The 15,402-nt window shown below is 64.3% G+C and carries 15 protein-coding genes; 5 read left to right on the plus strand and 10 right to left on the minus strand.

Annotated features, from left to right (window positions below):
• Positions 1 to 48: 48 nt before the first annotated feature.
• On the minus strand, positions 49 to 960 hold the full coding sequence (gene folD / locus ACCQ00_RS11710; RefSeq protein WP_039571166.1) for a bifunctional methylenetetrahydrofolate dehydrogenase/methenyltetrahydrofolate cyclohydrolase FolD: 912 nt from the start codon (positions 958 to 960) through the stop codon (positions 49 to 51).
• A 49-nt stretch (positions 961 to 1,009) separates the two neighbouring features.
• Between folD and ACCQ00_RS11715 the strand changes: the two genes are divergently transcribed.
• Positions 1,010 to 1,330 (plus strand): DUF1244 domain-containing protein, encoded by a 321-nt coding sequence (locus ACCQ00_RS11715; RefSeq protein WP_039571171.1) that lies wholly within the window; start codon positions 1,010 to 1,012, stop codon positions 1,328 to 1,330.
• 592 nt (positions 1,331 to 1,922) lie between these two features.
• Here the strand turns inward: ACCQ00_RS11715 and ACCQ00_RS11720 are convergent.
• From ACCQ00_RS11720 to cmk, 9 genes are all read right to left on the minus strand, one after another.
• Entirely contained in the window at positions 1,923 to 3,773 is a 1,851-nt protein-coding gene (locus ACCQ00_RS11720; RefSeq protein ID WP_039583563.1) for a monovalent cation:proton antiporter-2 (CPA2) family protein, read from the minus strand.
• Positions 3,774 to 3,946: 173 nt separating this feature from the next.
• Positions 3,947 to 4,840: a UTP--glucose-1-phosphate uridylyltransferase GalU gene (galU, locus tag ACCQ00_RS11725; RefSeq protein WP_039571175.1), complete on the minus strand. Its 894-nt coding sequence runs from the start codon at positions 4,838 to 4,840 to the stop codon at positions 3,947 to 3,949.
• Positions 4,840 to 6,747, minus strand: a complete 1,908-nt coding sequence (locus tag ACCQ00_RS11730; protein ID WP_039571176.1) for a polysaccharide biosynthesis protein — start codon at positions 6,745 to 6,747, stop codon at positions 4,840 to 4,842. The genes galU and ACCQ00_RS11730 overlap by 1 nt, the downstream gene beginning before the upstream one ends.
• A 13-nt stretch (positions 6,748 to 6,760) precedes the next feature.
• Positions 6,761 to 7,729: an MraY family glycosyltransferase gene (locus ACCQ00_RS11735; protein ID WP_039571177.1), complete on the minus strand. Its 969-nt coding sequence runs from the start codon at positions 7,727 to 7,729 to the stop codon at positions 6,761 to 6,763.
• Positions 7,729 to 8,907, minus strand: coding sequence for a lipopolysaccharide assembly protein LapB (gene lapB / locus ACCQ00_RS11740; protein ID WP_039571179.1), 1,179 nt, complete (start codon positions 8,905 to 8,907; stop codon positions 7,729 to 7,731). Before lapB ends, ACCQ00_RS11735 begins: the two co-directional genes overlap by 1 nt.
• A gap of 6 nt (positions 8,908 to 8,913) precedes the next feature.
• Positions 8,914 to 9,219, minus strand: a complete 306-nt coding sequence (locus ACCQ00_RS11745; RefSeq protein WP_017157595.1) for a lipopolysaccharide assembly protein LapA domain-containing protein — start codon at positions 9,217 to 9,219, stop codon at positions 8,914 to 8,916.
• A 66-nt stretch (positions 9,220 to 9,285) separates the two neighbouring features.
• Positions 9,286 to 9,597, minus strand: coding sequence for an integration host factor subunit beta (locus ACCQ00_RS11750; RefSeq protein ID WP_003489651.1), 312 nt, complete (start codon positions 9,595 to 9,597; stop codon positions 9,286 to 9,288).
• Positions 9,598 to 9,685: 88 nt separating this feature from the next.
• Positions 9,686 to 11,371, minus strand: coding sequence for a 30S ribosomal protein S1 (gene rpsA / locus ACCQ00_RS11755; protein WP_039571182.1), 1,686 nt, complete (start codon positions 11,369 to 11,371; stop codon positions 9,686 to 9,688).
• Between the two features lie 182 nt (positions 11,372 to 11,553).
• Entirely contained in the window at positions 11,554 to 12,237 is a 684-nt protein-coding gene (cmk, locus tag ACCQ00_RS11760) for a (d)CMP kinase (protein WP_017157597.1), read from the minus strand.
• A 172-nt stretch (positions 12,238 to 12,409) separates the two neighbouring features.
• Between cmk and ykgO the strand changes: the two genes are divergently transcribed.
• The 4 genes from ykgO to ACCQ00_RS11780 all read left to right on the plus strand — a co-directional run bounded on the left by ykgO (position 12,410) and on the right by ACCQ00_RS11780 (position 15,399).
• Positions 12,410 to 12,535: a type B 50S ribosomal protein L36 gene (gene ykgO / locus ACCQ00_RS11765; protein ID WP_005913193.1), complete on the plus strand. Its 126-nt coding sequence runs from the start codon at positions 12,410 to 12,412 to the stop codon at positions 12,533 to 12,535.
• A 244-nt stretch (positions 12,536 to 12,779) separates the two neighbouring features.
• Complete coding sequence (locus ACCQ00_RS11770) at positions 12,780 to 13,121, plus strand: hypothetical protein (protein WP_039571185.1); 342 nt, start codon at positions 12,780 to 12,782, stop codon at positions 13,119 to 13,121.
• Positions 13,122 to 13,354: 233 nt separating this feature from the next.
• A complete protein-coding gene (locus tag ACCQ00_RS11775; RefSeq protein WP_039571188.1) occupies positions 13,355 to 14,389 on the plus strand; it encodes an agmatine deiminase family protein in 1,035 nt (344 codons plus the stop codon).
• Positions 14,390 to 14,514: 125 nt separating this feature from the next.
• The gene (locus ACCQ00_RS11780; RefSeq protein ID WP_039571190.1) at positions 14,515 to 15,399 is read left to right on the plus strand and encodes a carbon-nitrogen hydrolase; all 885 of its coding nucleotides are present in this window, start codon (positions 14,515 to 14,517) and stop codon (positions 15,397 to 15,399) included.
• Positions 15,400 to 15,402: the final 3 nt, after the last annotated feature.

The raw sequence follows: 15,402 nt of genomic DNA on the forward strand, positions 1-15,402 counted from the left end.
TCCCGGACGCAATCCGGATCGGCCGACACGTGCGCTTGGCCGCTGCCTTTAACGAATCCCCAATCCCGAATCCCCAATCCCGGCCGCATCGGCGGCCTCGATGGTGTTCTGCATCAACGTGGCCACCGTCATCGGCCCTACCCCGCCCGGCACCGGGGTGATCCAGGCCGCGCGCTGCGCGGCGGCGTCGAAGCCGACGTCGCCCACCAGGCGGCCATCATCGAGCCGGTTGATGCCGACATCGATCACCACCGCGCCCGGCTTGACCCATTCGCCCGGAATCAGCCCCGGGCGCCCGACTGCCACCACCAGGATGTCGGCATTGCGCACGCTCGCTTCCAGCACATCGGGCGGGGTGAATTTGTGGCAACTGGTGACCGTGCAGCCGGCGATCAGCAGCTCCAGCCCCATCGGCCGGCCAACGTGGTTGCTTACCCCGACGATGGTGGCATTGCGGCCGCGCACCGGTTGGTCGGTGTGCCCGAGCAAGGTCACGATGCCGCGCGGCGTGCACGGTCGCAGCCCGAATTCGCGCAAGGCCAGATGCCCGACATTCTGCGGATGGAATCCGTCCACGTCCTTGCGCGGGTCGATGCGCTGAATCAGCCGGTTGGCATCGGGAATGCCCGGCAGCGGCAGCTGGATCAGGATGCCGTGGATCTTGGGGTCGGCATTGAGCTCATCGATCAGCGACGCCAACTGGGCTTCGCTGGTGCCCTGCGGCAGGTCGTAATCGAAGGCTTCGATGCCGACCTTCTCGGCCGCGCGCCGCTTGTTGCGCACATACACCGACGATGCCGGATCGCCACCGACCAGCACCACCGCCAGCCCGGGGCGCGCCTTGCCGGCGGCCAGCCGCGCATCCACCCGCAGCTTCAATCCGTCGAGCAATTCCTCGGCAATGCGGCGACCATCGAGAAGGCGGGCCGAAGCGGAGGCAGCTGGCGCAGAAGCGGTCATGGGGCGTCAGGTGTAGAGTCGAAGGCCGTCTATTGTCCCCGATTCCGCCATGACCGACACCACCTCACGCACCGATACGAGCACCACTTCGATCGAAGCGGCAGCATTTCGCCGTCTCTTGCAGCATCTCAACCAGGACCGCACCGATGTGCAGAACATCGACCTGATGATTCTCGCCGGCTTCTGCCGCAACTGCCTGGGCGATTGGTACCGCGAAGCGGCCGAAGCGCAAGGCCAGACCATGACCAAGGAACAGGCGCGCGAAGCCGTGTACGGCATGCCATTTGCCCAATGGAAACAGCAGCATCAGAAAGACGCCACGCCCGAGCAACTGGAAGCCTTCGCCGCCGCCCAGCGCAAGCATGGCTAGTAGGCATCAGTGGGCGCGGCCGCCAGGACGTCCCGAGCGATCTTCGGCGGGATGTAGGCGCGCCGAGGAGCCGGACGGCAAGAGCGATCCGTACCGCAGCGATCCGTAACGCATCGAGCATGTGTGGCGCGCCCGACGCCCACGCAGTCGCGTGTGCCCGCTGCTAGCGGCCAACACGAAATGGCGAGCAGTCGTCCGGTCGCGGCCATCGTACTGTGCTAATGGCGCACGCATCGCGCACTGGCCATGCCGCTGAGCGTCTGCACAGCGCGTGTATCGGCCGCGCTCAGAACGTGTCGTGCACGTTGAGATGAAATGCCTTGTCCGCCAGCGGTGCGGAGCGGGTGCTGGGTAGCGCCGGCTTGGCTTCTGCACAGCGCGTGTGTCGGCCCCCTCAGAGCGTGTCGTGCACGTTGAGATGAGATGCCTTGTCCGCCAGCGGTGCGGAGCGGGTGCTGGGTGGCTCCAGCTTGGCTGTGGTGCCAAGGCACGCCGCGCGGCGCGCGTTGCGTGCCGCTGGGGGCCAACCCTCCGGCAAGCGCCCTGTGCCCTATGGCGCGCCTGGCACTCAACTCAACGTGCATGACCCGCTCTAGTCGCGTGTCTGTGTCTCTACTTGCTCAGCCTGCGGCACCGCATCGGGATTCAACGTGCGACTGCCGCGACGCGGCCGCGTGAATGGCGTGGGCCGGGGTGCGGGCGGCAGGGTGTTGCCATACATCAGCCCGGCTCCGGCCCGTGCATCGCCGGCAGCAATCTCCAGTTCGAAACGCTCGGCATCGCGGCGGCGGATCTGACGCGAAATCATGCCGGCTTCGTCCTCGTCCACCCCCAGCTCCATCAGCGCCACCTTGCCGAAGATTACCGCCGACTCGAAGGTCTCGCGGATCTGGTAATCCACTCCCGCCGCGACCAACTGCAGCGAATGCTGGCGGTCGTACGAACGCACCAGCAGCTTGGCATGCGGAAACTCGCGCGTTGCCAGCTCGACGATGCGATTGGCCGCCTCCTGGTTGTCGACGCACACCGCAATCGCACGTGCGCTGTGCGCGCCGGAGGCATGCAACACATCGAGCCGGGTGCCGTCGCCGTAGTAGATCTTGAAACCAAATTCTTCCGCACTCTGGATCATCTCGATGTCGTTATCGATGATGGTCACATCCACATCGCGCGCCAGCAGCGACTGACTGGCCACCTGCCCAAAGCGCCCGAAGCCGATGATCAATACACTGCCGGTCTGGCCACTGGCTGCTTCCACGCCATCCAGCGAAACCGCCGCGGCCGGCGTCAGCCGCCGCTGCAGCAGCACGAACAACGGCGTCAGTGCCATCGACAACACCACGATGGCGGTCAGGCTGGCATTGACCTGGGCATCGATGACCCCGGAGGCCGACGCGGCGGCAAACAGCACGAATGCGAATTCGCCGCCTTGTGCCATCAGCACGCCACGGTCCAGCGCCTGGCGATGGTCGCTGCGCATCAGCCGCGCCACCGCGTAGATGCACACGCCCTTGCCCACCATCAGGGCCAGCACGCCCAGCACGATCAGGCGCCAGTCTGCCGCCACCACGCGCAAGTCCAGGCTCATGCCGACGCCGAGAAAAAACAGCCCCAGCAGGATGCCGCGAAAAGGCTCGATATCTGCTTCGATCTGATGCCGGAACGTGGATTCGGACAACAGTACGCCCGCCAGGAACGCCCCCATCGCCATCGACAGCCCGCCCACTTGCATCAACAGTGCCGCGCCCAGCACCACCAGCAATGCTGCTGCCGTCATCACCTCGCGCGCCTTGGACGCGGCCAGGATGCGGAACAAGGGATTGAGCAGCCAACGCCCGGCCACCAGCAATCCGACGATGCAAGCCAGGCCGAGGCCGATACCCTGCCAACGCTGCGATGCGGCCTGCGGGTCGCCGCTGGCGCCCATCCAGGCCACGATCGCCAGCAATGGCACGATCAACAGATCTTCGAACAGCAGGATCGCCACGATCTTTTGCCCGGGCGGCAAGGCGACGTCGCCACGCTCTGCCAAGAGCTGCATCACCACCGCAGTGGACGTCAGCACGAAACCCGACGCCGCCACGAACGCCACCGATGGCGCAAAGCCGAGCAACAGGCCGATGCCGGTCAACACCAGCGCACAGACCGCGATCTGCAGCGTGCCGAGTCCGAAGATGTCCTTGCGCAAACTCCACAGGTGCGAGGGACGCATTTCCAGCCCGATCACGAACAGAAACATCACCACGCCCAACTCGGCCACATGCAGGATGGCTTGCGGCTCGTTGAACAGGCCCAGCCCGAACGGACCAATTGCCAGTCCCGCCGCCAGATAACCCAACACCGAGCCCAGGCCCAGACGCCGGAACAACGGGATCGCAACCACGGCAGCGCCGAGCAGCACCACCACGTTGATCAGTTCACTGGATTGGCCAGGTTGACTCATGGGCCGAGTCTAGCGGCACTTGCGCGGCCCGGCCTGCATCAGGGTGCGCATCCCTACCCCTGCTTGGCGTTGCCAAGCCGGGCTCTGCAGGCGCGGCAATGCGTACGGCGAGCCCCGAAAACGACGAACGACGCCAGCTGGCGTCGTTCGTGGAAACAGCGATCAGGCAACAATCAACCGTGCGCGTCGGCCTTGGCCAGTGCTTCGCGGATGATTTCCTTGGCCGGGCCGCCATGCTTCTCGTGCTCGAGCGCGAAGTGCACAGTGGCCTCGATCAGGCCGATATGTGCGCCGCAATCGAAACGTCGGCCTTCGAAACGGAAGGCATCAACTTGCTCCTGCTTCAGCAGCTCGGCAATTGCGTCGGTCAGCTGGATTTCGCCGCCCGCGCCTGCGCCAGTGGACTCCAGCAATTCGAAGATCTTCGGGCTGAGCACGTACCGGCCAACCACCGCCAGATTGCTCGGCGCCACTTCCGGCTTGGGCTTTTCGACGATGGCGTTGATGCGACCCTTGCGGCCGTCGAAGGCATCGGTGGAGACGATGCCATAGCTGGCCGTCTTGTCGTGCGGCACATCTTCCACGGCGATGACGCTGCCGCCGGATGCTTCGGCCACATCGGCCATCTGGGTCAACGCGGCGTCGCCCCGGTTCCACATCAGGTCGTCGGGCAGCAGCACGGCGAACGGCTCATCACCGACCACCGCCTTGGCACACAACACCGCGTGCCCCAGGCCCAGCGCTTCGGCCTGCGTCACGAAAATGGCGCGCACGCCTTCCGGCAATGCATGACGGACCAGCTCCAGCTGCTCCAGCTTGCCGGCGCGCTCGAGCTTCTGCTCCAGCTCGTAGGCCTTGTCGAAGTAGTCGGCAATGGAGTGCTTGTAGCGGTTGGTGACGAAGATCAGCGTATCGCAGCCAGCCTGGATGGCCTCGTCGACAGCGTATTGGATCAATGGTTTGTCGATGATTGGCAGCATTTCCTTCGGCACCGTCTTGGTAGCCGGAAGAAAGCGGGTCCCAAGACCTGCGACGGGGAATACGGCCTTGCGAATACGCTGACTCATTACAGTCTTCTGACCTCACGTGCGGGGAATGGAACGACCGTATCAGATCGCGCGTCGACTTTCCGTCGAGCAGCCGCGAAATCCGGCATCAGGCTACCCAAGACAGTCTCCATCGCTTTGATGTCATAGCGGTTAACGGCCTCGCGCAAGCGCGTCACCAGCTGCAGCACCTGCTCATGCGAGAACTCGCGCACACCGGCTTCCAGGATCTTGGGGTGCGCGGTGGGACGATAGTCTTCGTCGGAATAGAACAGCGTCTCATGCAGCTTCTCGCCCGGCCGCAGGCCGGTGTAGAGAATCGCCACGTCCTTGCCGGGCTGCTTGCCGGCCAGACGGATCATCTGCTCGGCAAGCAATCGAATTGGCACCGGCTCGCCCATGTCCAGCGTATAGATCGCACCATGCGACGCGGATGCGGCCGCCTGGATGACCAACTGGCAGGCTTCGGGGATGGTCATGAAGTAACGCGTGACATCCGGATGCGTCACGGTCACCGGGCCGCCCTGGCGGATCTGCTCGCGGAATAACGGCACTACGCTGCCGGCCGAATCGAGCACGTTGCCGAAGCGCACGGTGATGAAACGCGTCGGCGCATCGCGCGCGTCAAGGCTCTGGCAGATCATTTCCGCATAGCGCTTGCTCGCGCCCAGCACGTTGACCGGCTCCACCGCCTTGTCGGTGGAAATGAAGACGAAGGTCTCGATACGGGCACGCTGACAGGCGCGCGCCACGTTCTCGGTCGCCAGCACATTGTTGCGCACCGCCTCGCGCAACTGCTCTTCCAGCAACGGCACCTGCTTATACGCGGCGGCATGGAACACCGCGTCCGGCGTGGCGGTGTTCAACGCATGCGCCACGACCGCCGGATCGCCGCAGTCGCCGAGCACGCGCACGACCTCGATATCCGGGAACAGCCGGCGCAGATCCGAGTCGATGGTCAGTAGCGCCAGTTCGTCGATTTCCAGCAGCACGATCCGGCGCGCGCCGTGGCGCGCACACTGACGGCAGACTTCCGAACCAATCGATCCACCGGCGCCGGTCACCATCACGGTCTTGTTGGTCAGCCAATTGCGGATCAGGCGCCAGTCGGGCGTGACCGGCTTGCGGTTGAGCAGGTCCTCGATCGCGACCTCCTTCAACTCGCCCGGCAACGAGCGCCCCTCCAGCACGTTGATCAGCTTGGGCACCATGCGGAACGGCAGGCCGGTGCTTTCGCAGATCGCCACCACGCGCTGCATGCCGGAAGCGTCCAACGACGGGATCGCGATCACCAGCAATTTGGCAGCGGTCTCTTTGGCAATCGCGGCGGCCTGATCCAGATTGCCCAGCACATTGAGACCCTGGATCTTGGCGCCATGCAGGTTGCTGGCATCGTCCAGATAGCCGATCGGCACGAATGTGCCGGTACGGCGCAGATCGCGCACCAACCCTTCAGCAGCGCGCCCTGCGCCGAGGATCAGCACGCGCTGCCCCGCGTCACCGGAATGCGCAATCTGGTAGTCCTTCCAGGCGCGATACAACAGCCGTGGCGTTCCAAGCAGTGCCGACAACGCAAACGGATAGACCACCAGCACCGACAGCGGCACGCCATCCAGACGGTCGTACGCCAACGCCAGCACGATCGTGACCAGCCCAAGAAAACTCGACTTGAAGATGTTCCACAGGTCCGGCACCGAGGCGAAGCGCCACAACCCGCGGTACAACCCCATCTTCCAGAACACCAGGCCCTGCGCCACCAACACCACCGCAGTGCGCCAGTCCCACAGCGGCAGATCCGGCGCGTCGCGTAGCATCGAGTAGCGGCCGGCATGCAACAACTGCCAGCACACCCACACCATCAGCAGGTCATGCACCACGACCGCTATCTGCGGCAGGGCCTTGGTCAAACGGTCACGCCAGGAAATCATAAAAGTCCATTACTCAGGAATTGCGCAGTCCATCGCGCAGAAAAAGCCAGATTGCAGTGGCGCCCATGCCCCACACCAGCGCGCCGGACACCTGCAGCCAGAACGGATCATGACGGATTAACAGGTACAAGCAGACGGCAATGAGGCTGAAAGCGAAATAAACGCCCGTTACCGGGACGTGCGTCTCAAGACGACGCGCCAGACGTTGGTAGAGGTGTTGAGCATGCGGCTCCCACCAGCGTTGGCCGGACAGCATGCGAGCAAGCAGCGTGAAGCCGGCATCTACAAGAAAGGCCGTCAACGGGAACCAGCTGATCCACCAGCTCACCTGACCACTTGCCACGTTCAGCGCCAGCAGCGCCGCCAGCACATAGCCGAGCGCGCCGCTGCCGCCATCGCCCATAAAGATGCGCGCACGTGGGAAATTGAACGGCACAAACCCGAGGCACGCTGCTGCAACCGCCAGACCTGCCCACGACCAACCGGCAGGCGCTACCAGCGAGAATCCCAGCGCGGCCAACGCCGCCTGGGTGCTGGCGAGCCCGTTGATGCCATCCATGAAATTCCAGACATTGATCAGCACCACGGATGCAGCGGCAGTCAGCAATCCATCCCACACGCTGCCCGTCGCGTGCCAAACCACGGCGCCCAATGCCGCCGATGCGGCCAGGTGAATCGAAAACCGCAGCCTTGCCGAGAGCGGACGGTGGTCGTCCCACCAGCCCACGCCGGCCACTGCGACCAAGCCCGCTGCGAACCAGCAGACCGTCAACCGGGATGTCGGCCATAGCGCGCACGCCGCAACGCAGCCCAGCAAGATCGCCGCCACAATCGCCATGCCGCCGCCGCGCGGGGTCGCCACCAGGTGGCTACGCCGTTCACCGGGATGATCGAGCAGGCGCCGGTGCAAGGCATAGCGCCGCAGCCCAAAGGTGCCCAGTGCTGCGACCAGCAGGTGCAGCGCGCACCACAGCCACGCCATCAGACCACCGCGTAGTTCAACAGCGGTTTGACCGTGCCCCATTCCTTGCAGCTCGGGCATTGCCAGTGATGCGTCTTGGCACCGAAGCCGCAGCGCGTGCATCGATAGCTCGGATTGCGCACCAGCAACTGGTCGGTGATGTGCTTGAGGTCCTGCAAGGTGCCGACCGGGTCGCTCCCCTCGGCCAGGGTGAGATCGATCAACGCCGACTCACCGCGCACCGACGGGCGGTCCTTGAGCTGGCGGCCGAGATAGGCAAGCGCAGGCGCGACGCCATCCTGGGCTTCCATCAACTGGGTCAGCGCCAGCACCGGAGCGATGCCGCGATAGTGCTCGGTCATCTCCGACAGGAAGTTGCGCGCGCCGGCGATATCGCCGACCCGTCGATACGCGGCCATCAATGCAGGAATGATCTCGGGCAGATATTCCGGATCATGCCGGGCAGCCCGTTCGAACGCGCGCACCGCCGCTTCGTCGTGACCGCGCTCGGCTTCGATGCGTCCTTCCAGAATGCCGGCACGCACGGAGGTGCCATCGGCCTGGTAGGCACGTGCGATCGCTTGCAGTGCATCGTCGGTTTTGCCCAGGCCGCGATAGCGATCAGCCAGTTCGCATTCGAATTGCGAGATCAGCTTGCCCATCGGCTCGCCGGTCACCTCTTCGTAGCGGGTGGAGTTGTCGATCGCCTTTTCCCAATCGCGCTCGGCCTGATAGATACCGATCAGGTGACGCAGCGCCTGCGGCGCGCGCTGGTCAAGTTGCGCCAACTCCGTAAAGACCGTTTCGGCACGATCCAGCAGACCCGACTTCATGTAGTCCTCGCCGAGCGCCAGCAAGGCCTGGACGCGCTGCTGATCGGTCAGGTCGCCGCGCTGCACCAGGCCCTGGTGCAGGCGGATCGCACGGTCCACTTCACCACGGCGGCGGAACAGATGCCCCAACGCGACCTGGGTCTCGAAGGTTTCCTTGTCTAGTTCGGCGATGTGCAAAAACAGCTCGATCGCTTTGTCCGGCTGTTCGTTGAGCAGATAGTTCAACCCGCGGAAATAGGTACTGGAAAGACGACTGACCTGCGTGTCGCCATGGCGTTGACCGCCACGACGGCCGACGATCCAGCCGCCTAACGCAGCCAGCGGCACGAACAGGAAGAACCAGATCCACTCGGTCAGAAAGTCCATACGTCGTTACAGTCCATCGATGGGGCGCGGCTCGACGGTCGCAGGCGTGACAGCCCTGGCGTCGGCGCGACTGACCGCAACAGCCTTGTTGGCCTGGCGCAGTTTGGAATAGAGGGGAATGACCACACTGACCAGCACCATGCCGGCACCGATCAACACACCGACCAGCAGCGCGACGATGATCGCGACGCCTGAACTGGTATGCACGCTGGAGAACAGGAAATCGAGCGTGACGTCCTGGGAATTGACCGCACCGATGATCAGACCGACCAGCAGGAAGGCCAACATCACCAGCAAGCGAAGCACCTTCATGGCGAGACTCCGTCGGGAGGCGGACTAGCTTAACCGAGACCACATAAACGCAGCGCCAGAATGGCTTCAGTCTGCCGTATCGGCCACATCCACAGGCACCACGGAGCTGACACGCTCACGCAATTCCTTGCCCGGCTTGAAGTGGGGAACATGCTTGCCCGGCAGCGCGACCGACTCGCCGGTCTTGGGGTTACGTCCCAACCGTGGCGGACGGTAATGCAGCGAAAAACTGCCGAACCCGCGAATTTCGATCCGATCACCATCGGAGAGCGCCTGCCCCATCATTTCCAGCAGCGACTTGACTGCCAGATCCACGTCGTCCGACTTCAGATGCGCTTGGCGTCGCGCCAGGATTTCAATCAATTCGGACTTGGTCATGGGAAGACTTGCTTTTTTCGACTGACACATCGGAATCGGCCCGGGCAAGCCCGGGCCGACCCGTTACGCTCTTGCGAGCGCTACGCGCTTACTCGGACTTGTTGTTGTTCAACTGCGCACGCAGCAGCGCGCCCAGCTGAGTCATGCCGCCCGACGCGGAGGCGGACTGGTAGTCCTCCAACGTTTCGCGCATTTCGGCATCGTCCTTGGCCTTGATCGACAGCTGCAGGGTGCGGCCCTTGCGGTCCATGCCCACGAACTTGGCTTCGATCTTGTCGCCGACCTTCAGGTGCTGGGTGGCGTCGTCCACGCGCTCGTTGGCGATGTCGCGTGCAGCGACGTAGCCTTCGATGCCATCGGCCAGGTCGATCGTGGCGCCCTTGGCATCCACTTCACGCACCACGCCTTCGACCTTCGAACCCTTCGGGTTGGACGCCATGTACTGACCGAACGGGTCCTGCTCCAGCTGCTTGACGCCCAGGCTGATGCGCTCGCGCTCCGGGTCCACTGCCAGCACGACGGCTTCCAGCGTGTCGCCCTTCTTGTAGCTGCGCACGACATCTTCGCCGGTGGTGTTCCAGCTGATGTCGGACAGGTGGACCAGACCGTCGATGCCGCCGTCCAGACCGATGAAGATGCCGAAGTCGGTGATCGACTTGATCTGACCGGACACCTTGTCGTTCTTCTTGTGGGTCGCAGCGAAGGTTTCCCACGGATTGGCGGCAACCTGCTTCATGCCCAGCGAGATGCGGCGACGCTCCTCGTCCACGTCCAGGACCATGACTTCGACTTCGTCACCGACCTGCACAACCTTGGACGGGTTGACGTTTTTGTTGGTCCAATCCATTTCGGAGACGTGCACCAGACCTTCGACGCCCGGCTCGATCTCGACGAATGCGCCGTAATCGGTGACGTTGGAGACCTTGCCGAACACGCGGCTGTTGGCCGGGTAACGACGGGCGATGTTGTCCCACGGATCTTCGCCCAGCTGCTTCAGGCCGAGGCTGACGCGGTTACGCTCGCGATCGAACTTCAGCACGCGCACGTCCAGCTCGTCGCCGACGTTGACCACTTCGGACGGATGGCGCACGCGCTTCCAGGCCATGTCGGTGATGTGCAGCAGGCCGTCGATGCCGCCCAGGTCCACGAACGCACCGTAGTCGGTCAGGTTCTTGACGACACCCTTCAGGATGGCGCCTTCCTGCAGCTTGTCCATCAGCTGCTCGCGCTCTTCCGAGTGCTCGCTCTCGACCACTGCACGACGCGAAACAACGACGTTGTTGCGCTTGCGGTCCAGCTTGATCAGCTTGAACTCAAGTTCCTTGCCTTCCAGGTAGGCCGGGTCGCGCACCGGGCGCACATCCACCAGCGAACCAGGCAGGAACGCGCGGACATCCTTGATGTCCACGGTGAAACCACCCTTGACCTTGCCGCTGATGCGGCCGGTGATGGTTTCGTTCTTTTCCAACGCTTCTTCCAGCTCGTCCCACACCATCGCGCGCTTGGCCTTCTCGCGCGACAACACGGTTTCGCCGAAGCCGTTCTCGATGGAATCGAGGGCGACCTTGACCTGGTCGCCTACGCCGACATCGATCTCGCCAGCGTCGTTACGGAACTGCTCGATCGGCACGATGCCTTCGGACTTCAGGCCAGCGTTGATCACCACCACGTCGCCGCGAACTTCCACGACGGTACCGGTGACGATGGAGCCCGGCTTCAGCTTCGCCAGATTGGCTTGGCTGGCTTCGAACAGTTCTGCAAAAGATTCTGTCATTTGAATTTACTCAGTTGAACACACGGGCGCCGATCGTCGGAGTGCGACAGATGCGAACCGCCCAGCCTGTTGGTCGACTCCACACAGCGAGTCGGTTGGAAGTCATAGAACCGCCACGCAGGATGCGCGACGGAGCTTTGGAACGCCTTACGGTCGGCGGGACAAACCCGCTTGCGAAACGCTTACGACGGTGCGCGGTCTGCGAGCAACCCGACCACACGCTGGACGACATCTTCGATTCCCATTCCGCTGGTATCGATCAGCACGGCGTCTTCGGCCGGCCGCAATGGCGCCACCACCCGCTGCGCATCACGGGCATCACGGGCCATGATCTCGCGCAGCAGGTCGTCAAAGATAACCGAAACACCCTTTTCCATCAACTGTTTATGGCGACGGCCCGCACGTTCTTCGGCACTGGCGGTCAGAAACACCTTGTAGGCAGCGTCGGGGAAGATCACCGTGCCCATGTCGCGCCCATCGGCCACCAGCCCGGGCGAGCGCCTGAATGCGCGCTGGCGCTCCTTGAGGGCGCTGCGCACCTCGGGAATGGCCGCAATGGCCGAGGCCAGCGCTCCGGTCGTTTCCAGCCGCAACTCGCTGGTCGCATCCGCGCCGTTGACCAGCACGCGCAGCCCTGCCTCGCCCGCATCGTCGAATTCCACCTTGGTGTCGAAGGTGCAGCGCACCAGCGCGGCCGGATCGGAGACATCCAGATCGGCCCAGCTCGCCGCAACCCCGACAGCGCGATACAGTGCGCCCGAATCGAGGTAGTGCCAGCCCAGCCGGGCAGCCACGATCCGGCTCACGGTGCCCTTGCCGGCGCCGGAGGGGCCATCGATGGTGAGAACGGGCGACAGGTCGGTCATTCAGGTTTCCGGAAGGTCATCAGGCCGTAGTGTAGCGCCGCTCGCAGCGATTGCGCCGCAACCACTTGAAAGCACGACGAAAAGCCGGTTAGAATCGCCGGCTTCATTCCGGGTGCACCCTCGATTGCGGGCACTCTTCCATCGAATCCAACCGTTTACGCCGAGGTGTGCCATGAAAGTCCTGTCCTCCCTGAAGTCTGCGAAGACCCGTCACCGCGACTGCAAGGTGGTCCGCCGCCGCGGTAAGGTCTTCGTGATCTGCAAGTCGAATCCGCGTTTCAAGGCGCGTCAGCGCTAAGCCCCTGCGGCGTGCGCAAGACCCGAGAAAGCCGCCTCCGGGCGGTTTTTTCTTGGCCGCTGCTTCACAGCACTGGTTGCCCTACGTCCCTGCCGCCGGCCGACCCAGTCAGGACATTGTCGTGACTGGGCCGGGGCGCCCGGGCAATCGCGGCCCCGCCAGGTCAGCCGTGTCGCAACAGCGCCTGTCGTCGTTTTTTGCTGTAATCACCATCTGAAATCTTGTCCACTGGGGAGTAGATGACATGCGTAACCGTTTGTTTGTGATGCCGCCGGTCGTGCTGACAATCGCGCTGATGGGGATCAGTGCCGTCGCTTCGGCCGATACGCTGCTGGTCGACCGCGCACAGCAGAAGCCTGCCGCTGCCCTGCCCTTGCGCGGCGAGAGCATGAGCCAGGTCGAAGGCCGCTACGGCGCGCCGCAGGAAAAGCTCGACCCGCGCGGCGGCCAGAAGCGCCAGTGGCCGACCATCCATCGCTGGGCGTATCCGGCCTTCACCGTGTACTTCGAAAAGAGCAAGGTGATCGACGTGGTGGCCAACAAGGCCGATGCCAACGAGATCGGGCCCAAGCCGCCGATCCGCTGAGGCGTCGGCGACGGCTCGGCCGAAAGTGGCATCTGGTCATCGCACGCCGGCCGTCACGATTCGCATCGCAAGCTGGACCGGGTCCGTCAGCAGCCGGACATGCGTTGCTGCAATGCTGTCACAAAGCCGGGCGCGGCGAGCGGCGCCTGGATCGCAAGAGCCCGCGGCAATACGCGGGATATCGATGAACGTGCGGGCGATGGCCCGCACACCTAGATGAGTATTTGCCTGGCATGACCGACCGTCTTCGCTTTCCCGCCGAGTGGGAACCCCAATCCGCCGTGTTGCTCGCGTGGCCGCACGCCGGTACCGATTGGGCCGAGCGCCTGGCCGATGTAGAGGAAACCTACATCGCGCTGGTCACGGCGATCTCCCGCTTCGAACCGGTGGTCGTCTGCGTGGCCGACGACGACCTGCAGATCTATGCCGAGGCGCGGCTGCGTTCGGCGCGGGTGGACATGACGCGGGTGCGTTTCGTGATCGCCGCCTACAACGACACCTGGCTGCGCGATTCGGGCCCGATCACGCTGCGCCAGGACGCCGGCTTCCGGTTGATGGATTTCCGTTTCACCGGTTGGGGCGGCAAGTTCGAAGCCAGCCTGGACGATCAGCTGGTGAGCTCGCTGGATGCCGCGCAGGTGTTCGTGCCGGCGCAGGTGGAGACGGTCGACTTCGCCCTGGAAGGCGGCGCAATCGAGACCGATGGTGCCGGCACCCTGCTGACCACCTGGAAGTGCCTGCATGAGCGCCATCCGCAGCGCACGCGCGAATCGCTCAGCAGCGATCTGGCCGCGTGGCTGGCACAGGAGCGCGTGCTGTGGCTGGATCACGGCTACCTGGAAGGCGACGATACCGATGCTCATATCGATACGCTGGCGCGCTTTACCGGCCCGGATGCGATCGTCTATCAGGGCTGCGATGTGGCCAGCGATTCGCATTACGCCGAGCTGCAGGCGATGGGGGCCGAACTGGCCGCGCTGCGCACCGCCGACGGGCAACCGTATCGGCTGTTCGTGCTGCCGTGGGCACAGCCCATTCTCGACGAAGGCCGCCGGTTGGCTGCGTCGTATGCCAATTTCCTGATCGTCAACGGCGCGGTGTTGATGCCGGCCTATGGCGATGCCGCCGACGCAACCGCGCAGGCAGTGCTGGCGCAGGCGTTTCCGCAGCACGAGATCGTGCCGGTGCCGTGTCGTGCGCTGATCTGGCAGAACGGCAGCCTGCATTGCCTGACCATGCAATTGCCGGCCGGCCTGCTCGCGGCCTAAGCGCAGTCGCAAACCTCGCCTGCGTCGCGGCCGCGCCGACCGCGCGTGGCTTCCTGTTCCGGCCGGCAGGCCGGTGTTACGCCATGGCGCGCTACCTTAGTGCGCCACTTACGTTGGATGCTGCCATGACCCGTCATCTCCTTCCCGTCGCGCTGATCCAGGAGCGCAACCACGGCGACGCCGAGGCCAACCTGGCCGTCATCGCATCGCGCGTGGCCGAAGCCGCCGCGCAGGGCGCAAAGCTGGTGCTGCTGCAGGAACTGCACAACGGTGCGTATTTCTGCCAGCACGAGTCGGTGGACGAGTTCAACCTGGCCGAGCCGATTCCCGGTCCCAGCACCGAGCGCCTGAGCGCGCTGGCCAAGGAGCACGGCGTGGTGCTGGTCGCCTCGCTGTTCGAACGTCGCGCGGCCGGCCTGTATCACAACACCGCGGTGGTGTTCGAAAAGGACGGCCGGCTGCTCGGCAAGTACCGCAAGATGCACATCCCCGACGATCCGGGCTTCTACGAGAAGTTCTATTTCACTCCGGGCGACCTGGGCTTTACGCCGATCGATACCTCAGTGGGCCGCCTGGGCGTGCTGGTGTGCTGGGACCAGTGGTATCCGGAAGCGGCACGCCTGATGGCGCTGGCCGGTGCGGAACTGCTGCTCTACCCCACGGCGATCGGTTGGGATCCGGACGACCAACAGGCCGAGCAGGAGCGCCAGCGCGATGCCTGGATCCTCAGCCATCGCGGCCATGCGGTCGCCAACGGCGTGCCGGTGCTGTCGTGCAACCGCGTCGGCCATGAGCCCTCCCCGCTGGGCGCATCGGGCATCCAGTTCTGGGGCAACAGCCATGTGCTGGGGCCGCAGGGCGAGTTCATTGCCGAAGCCGGCCAGGACCCGACCGTGCTGATCTGCGATGTCGACCTGCAGCGCAGCGAACATGTGCGCCGCATTTGGCCGTTCCTGCGCGACCGCCGCATCGATGCGTACGGCGATCTGCTCAAGCGCTACATCGACTGACGC

The organism is Xanthomonas sp. NCPPB 3761, assembly GCF_041475705.2.
Classification (GTDB): domain Bacteria; phylum Pseudomonadota; class Gammaproteobacteria; order Xanthomonadales; family Xanthomonadaceae; genus Xanthomonas; species Xanthomonas phaseoli.

Coding starts and splice junctions, on each gene's coding strand:
- lapB (WP_039571179.1), bottom strand. CDS start 8,907: ATGGACTTTCTGACCGAGTGGATCTGGTTCTTCCTGTTCGTGCCGCTG.
- ACCQ00_RS11780 (WP_039571190.1), top strand. CDS start 14,515: ATGACCCGTCATCTCCTTCCCGTCGCGCTGATCCAGGAGCGCAACCAC.
- rpsA (WP_039571182.1), bottom strand. CDS start 11,371: ATGACAGAATCTTTTGCAGAACTGTTCGAAGCCAGCCAAGCCAATCTG.
- ACCQ00_RS11770 (WP_039571185.1), top strand. CDS start 12,780: ATGCGTAACCGTTTGTTTGTGATGCCGCCGGTCGTGCTGACAATCGCG.
- ykgO (WP_005913193.1), top strand. CDS start 12,410: ATGAAAGTCCTGTCCTCCCTGAAGTCTGCGAAGACCCGTCACCGCGAC.
- ACCQ00_RS11735 (WP_039571177.1), bottom strand. CDS start 7,729: ATGGCGTGGCTGTGGTGCGCGCTGCACCTGCTGGTCGCAGCACTGGGC.
- folD (WP_039571166.1), bottom strand. CDS start 960: ATGACCGCTTCTGCGCCAGCTGCCTCCGCTTCGGCCCGCCTTCTCGAT.
- ACCQ00_RS11775 (WP_039571188.1), top strand. CDS start 13,355: ATGACCGACCGTCTTCGCTTTCCCGCCGAGTGGGAACCCCAATCCGCC.
- ACCQ00_RS11745 (WP_017157595.1), bottom strand. CDS start 9,219: ATGAAGGTGCTTCGCTTGCTGGTGATGTTGGCCTTCCTGCTGGTCGGT.
- ACCQ00_RS11720 (WP_039583563.1), bottom strand. CDS start 3,773: ATGAGTCAACCTGGCCAATCCAGTGAACTGATCAACGTGGTGGTGCTG.
- ACCQ00_RS11750 (WP_003489651.1), bottom strand. CDS start 9,597: ATGACCAAGTCCGAATTGATTGAAATCCTGGCGCGACGCCAAGCGCAT.
- cmk (WP_017157597.1), bottom strand. CDS start 12,237: ATGACCGACCTGTCGCCCGTTCTCACCATCGATGGCCCCTCCGGCGCC.
- ACCQ00_RS11730 (WP_039571176.1), bottom strand. CDS start 6,747: ATGATTTCCTGGCGTGACCGTTTGACCAAGGCCCTGCCGCAGATAGCG.
- galU (WP_039571175.1), bottom strand. CDS start 4,840: ATGAGTCAGCGTATTCGCAAGGCCGTATTCCCCGTCGCAGGTCTTGGG.
- ACCQ00_RS11715 (WP_039571171.1), top strand. CDS start 1,010: ATGACCGACACCACCTCACGCACCGATACGAGCACCACTTCGATCGAA.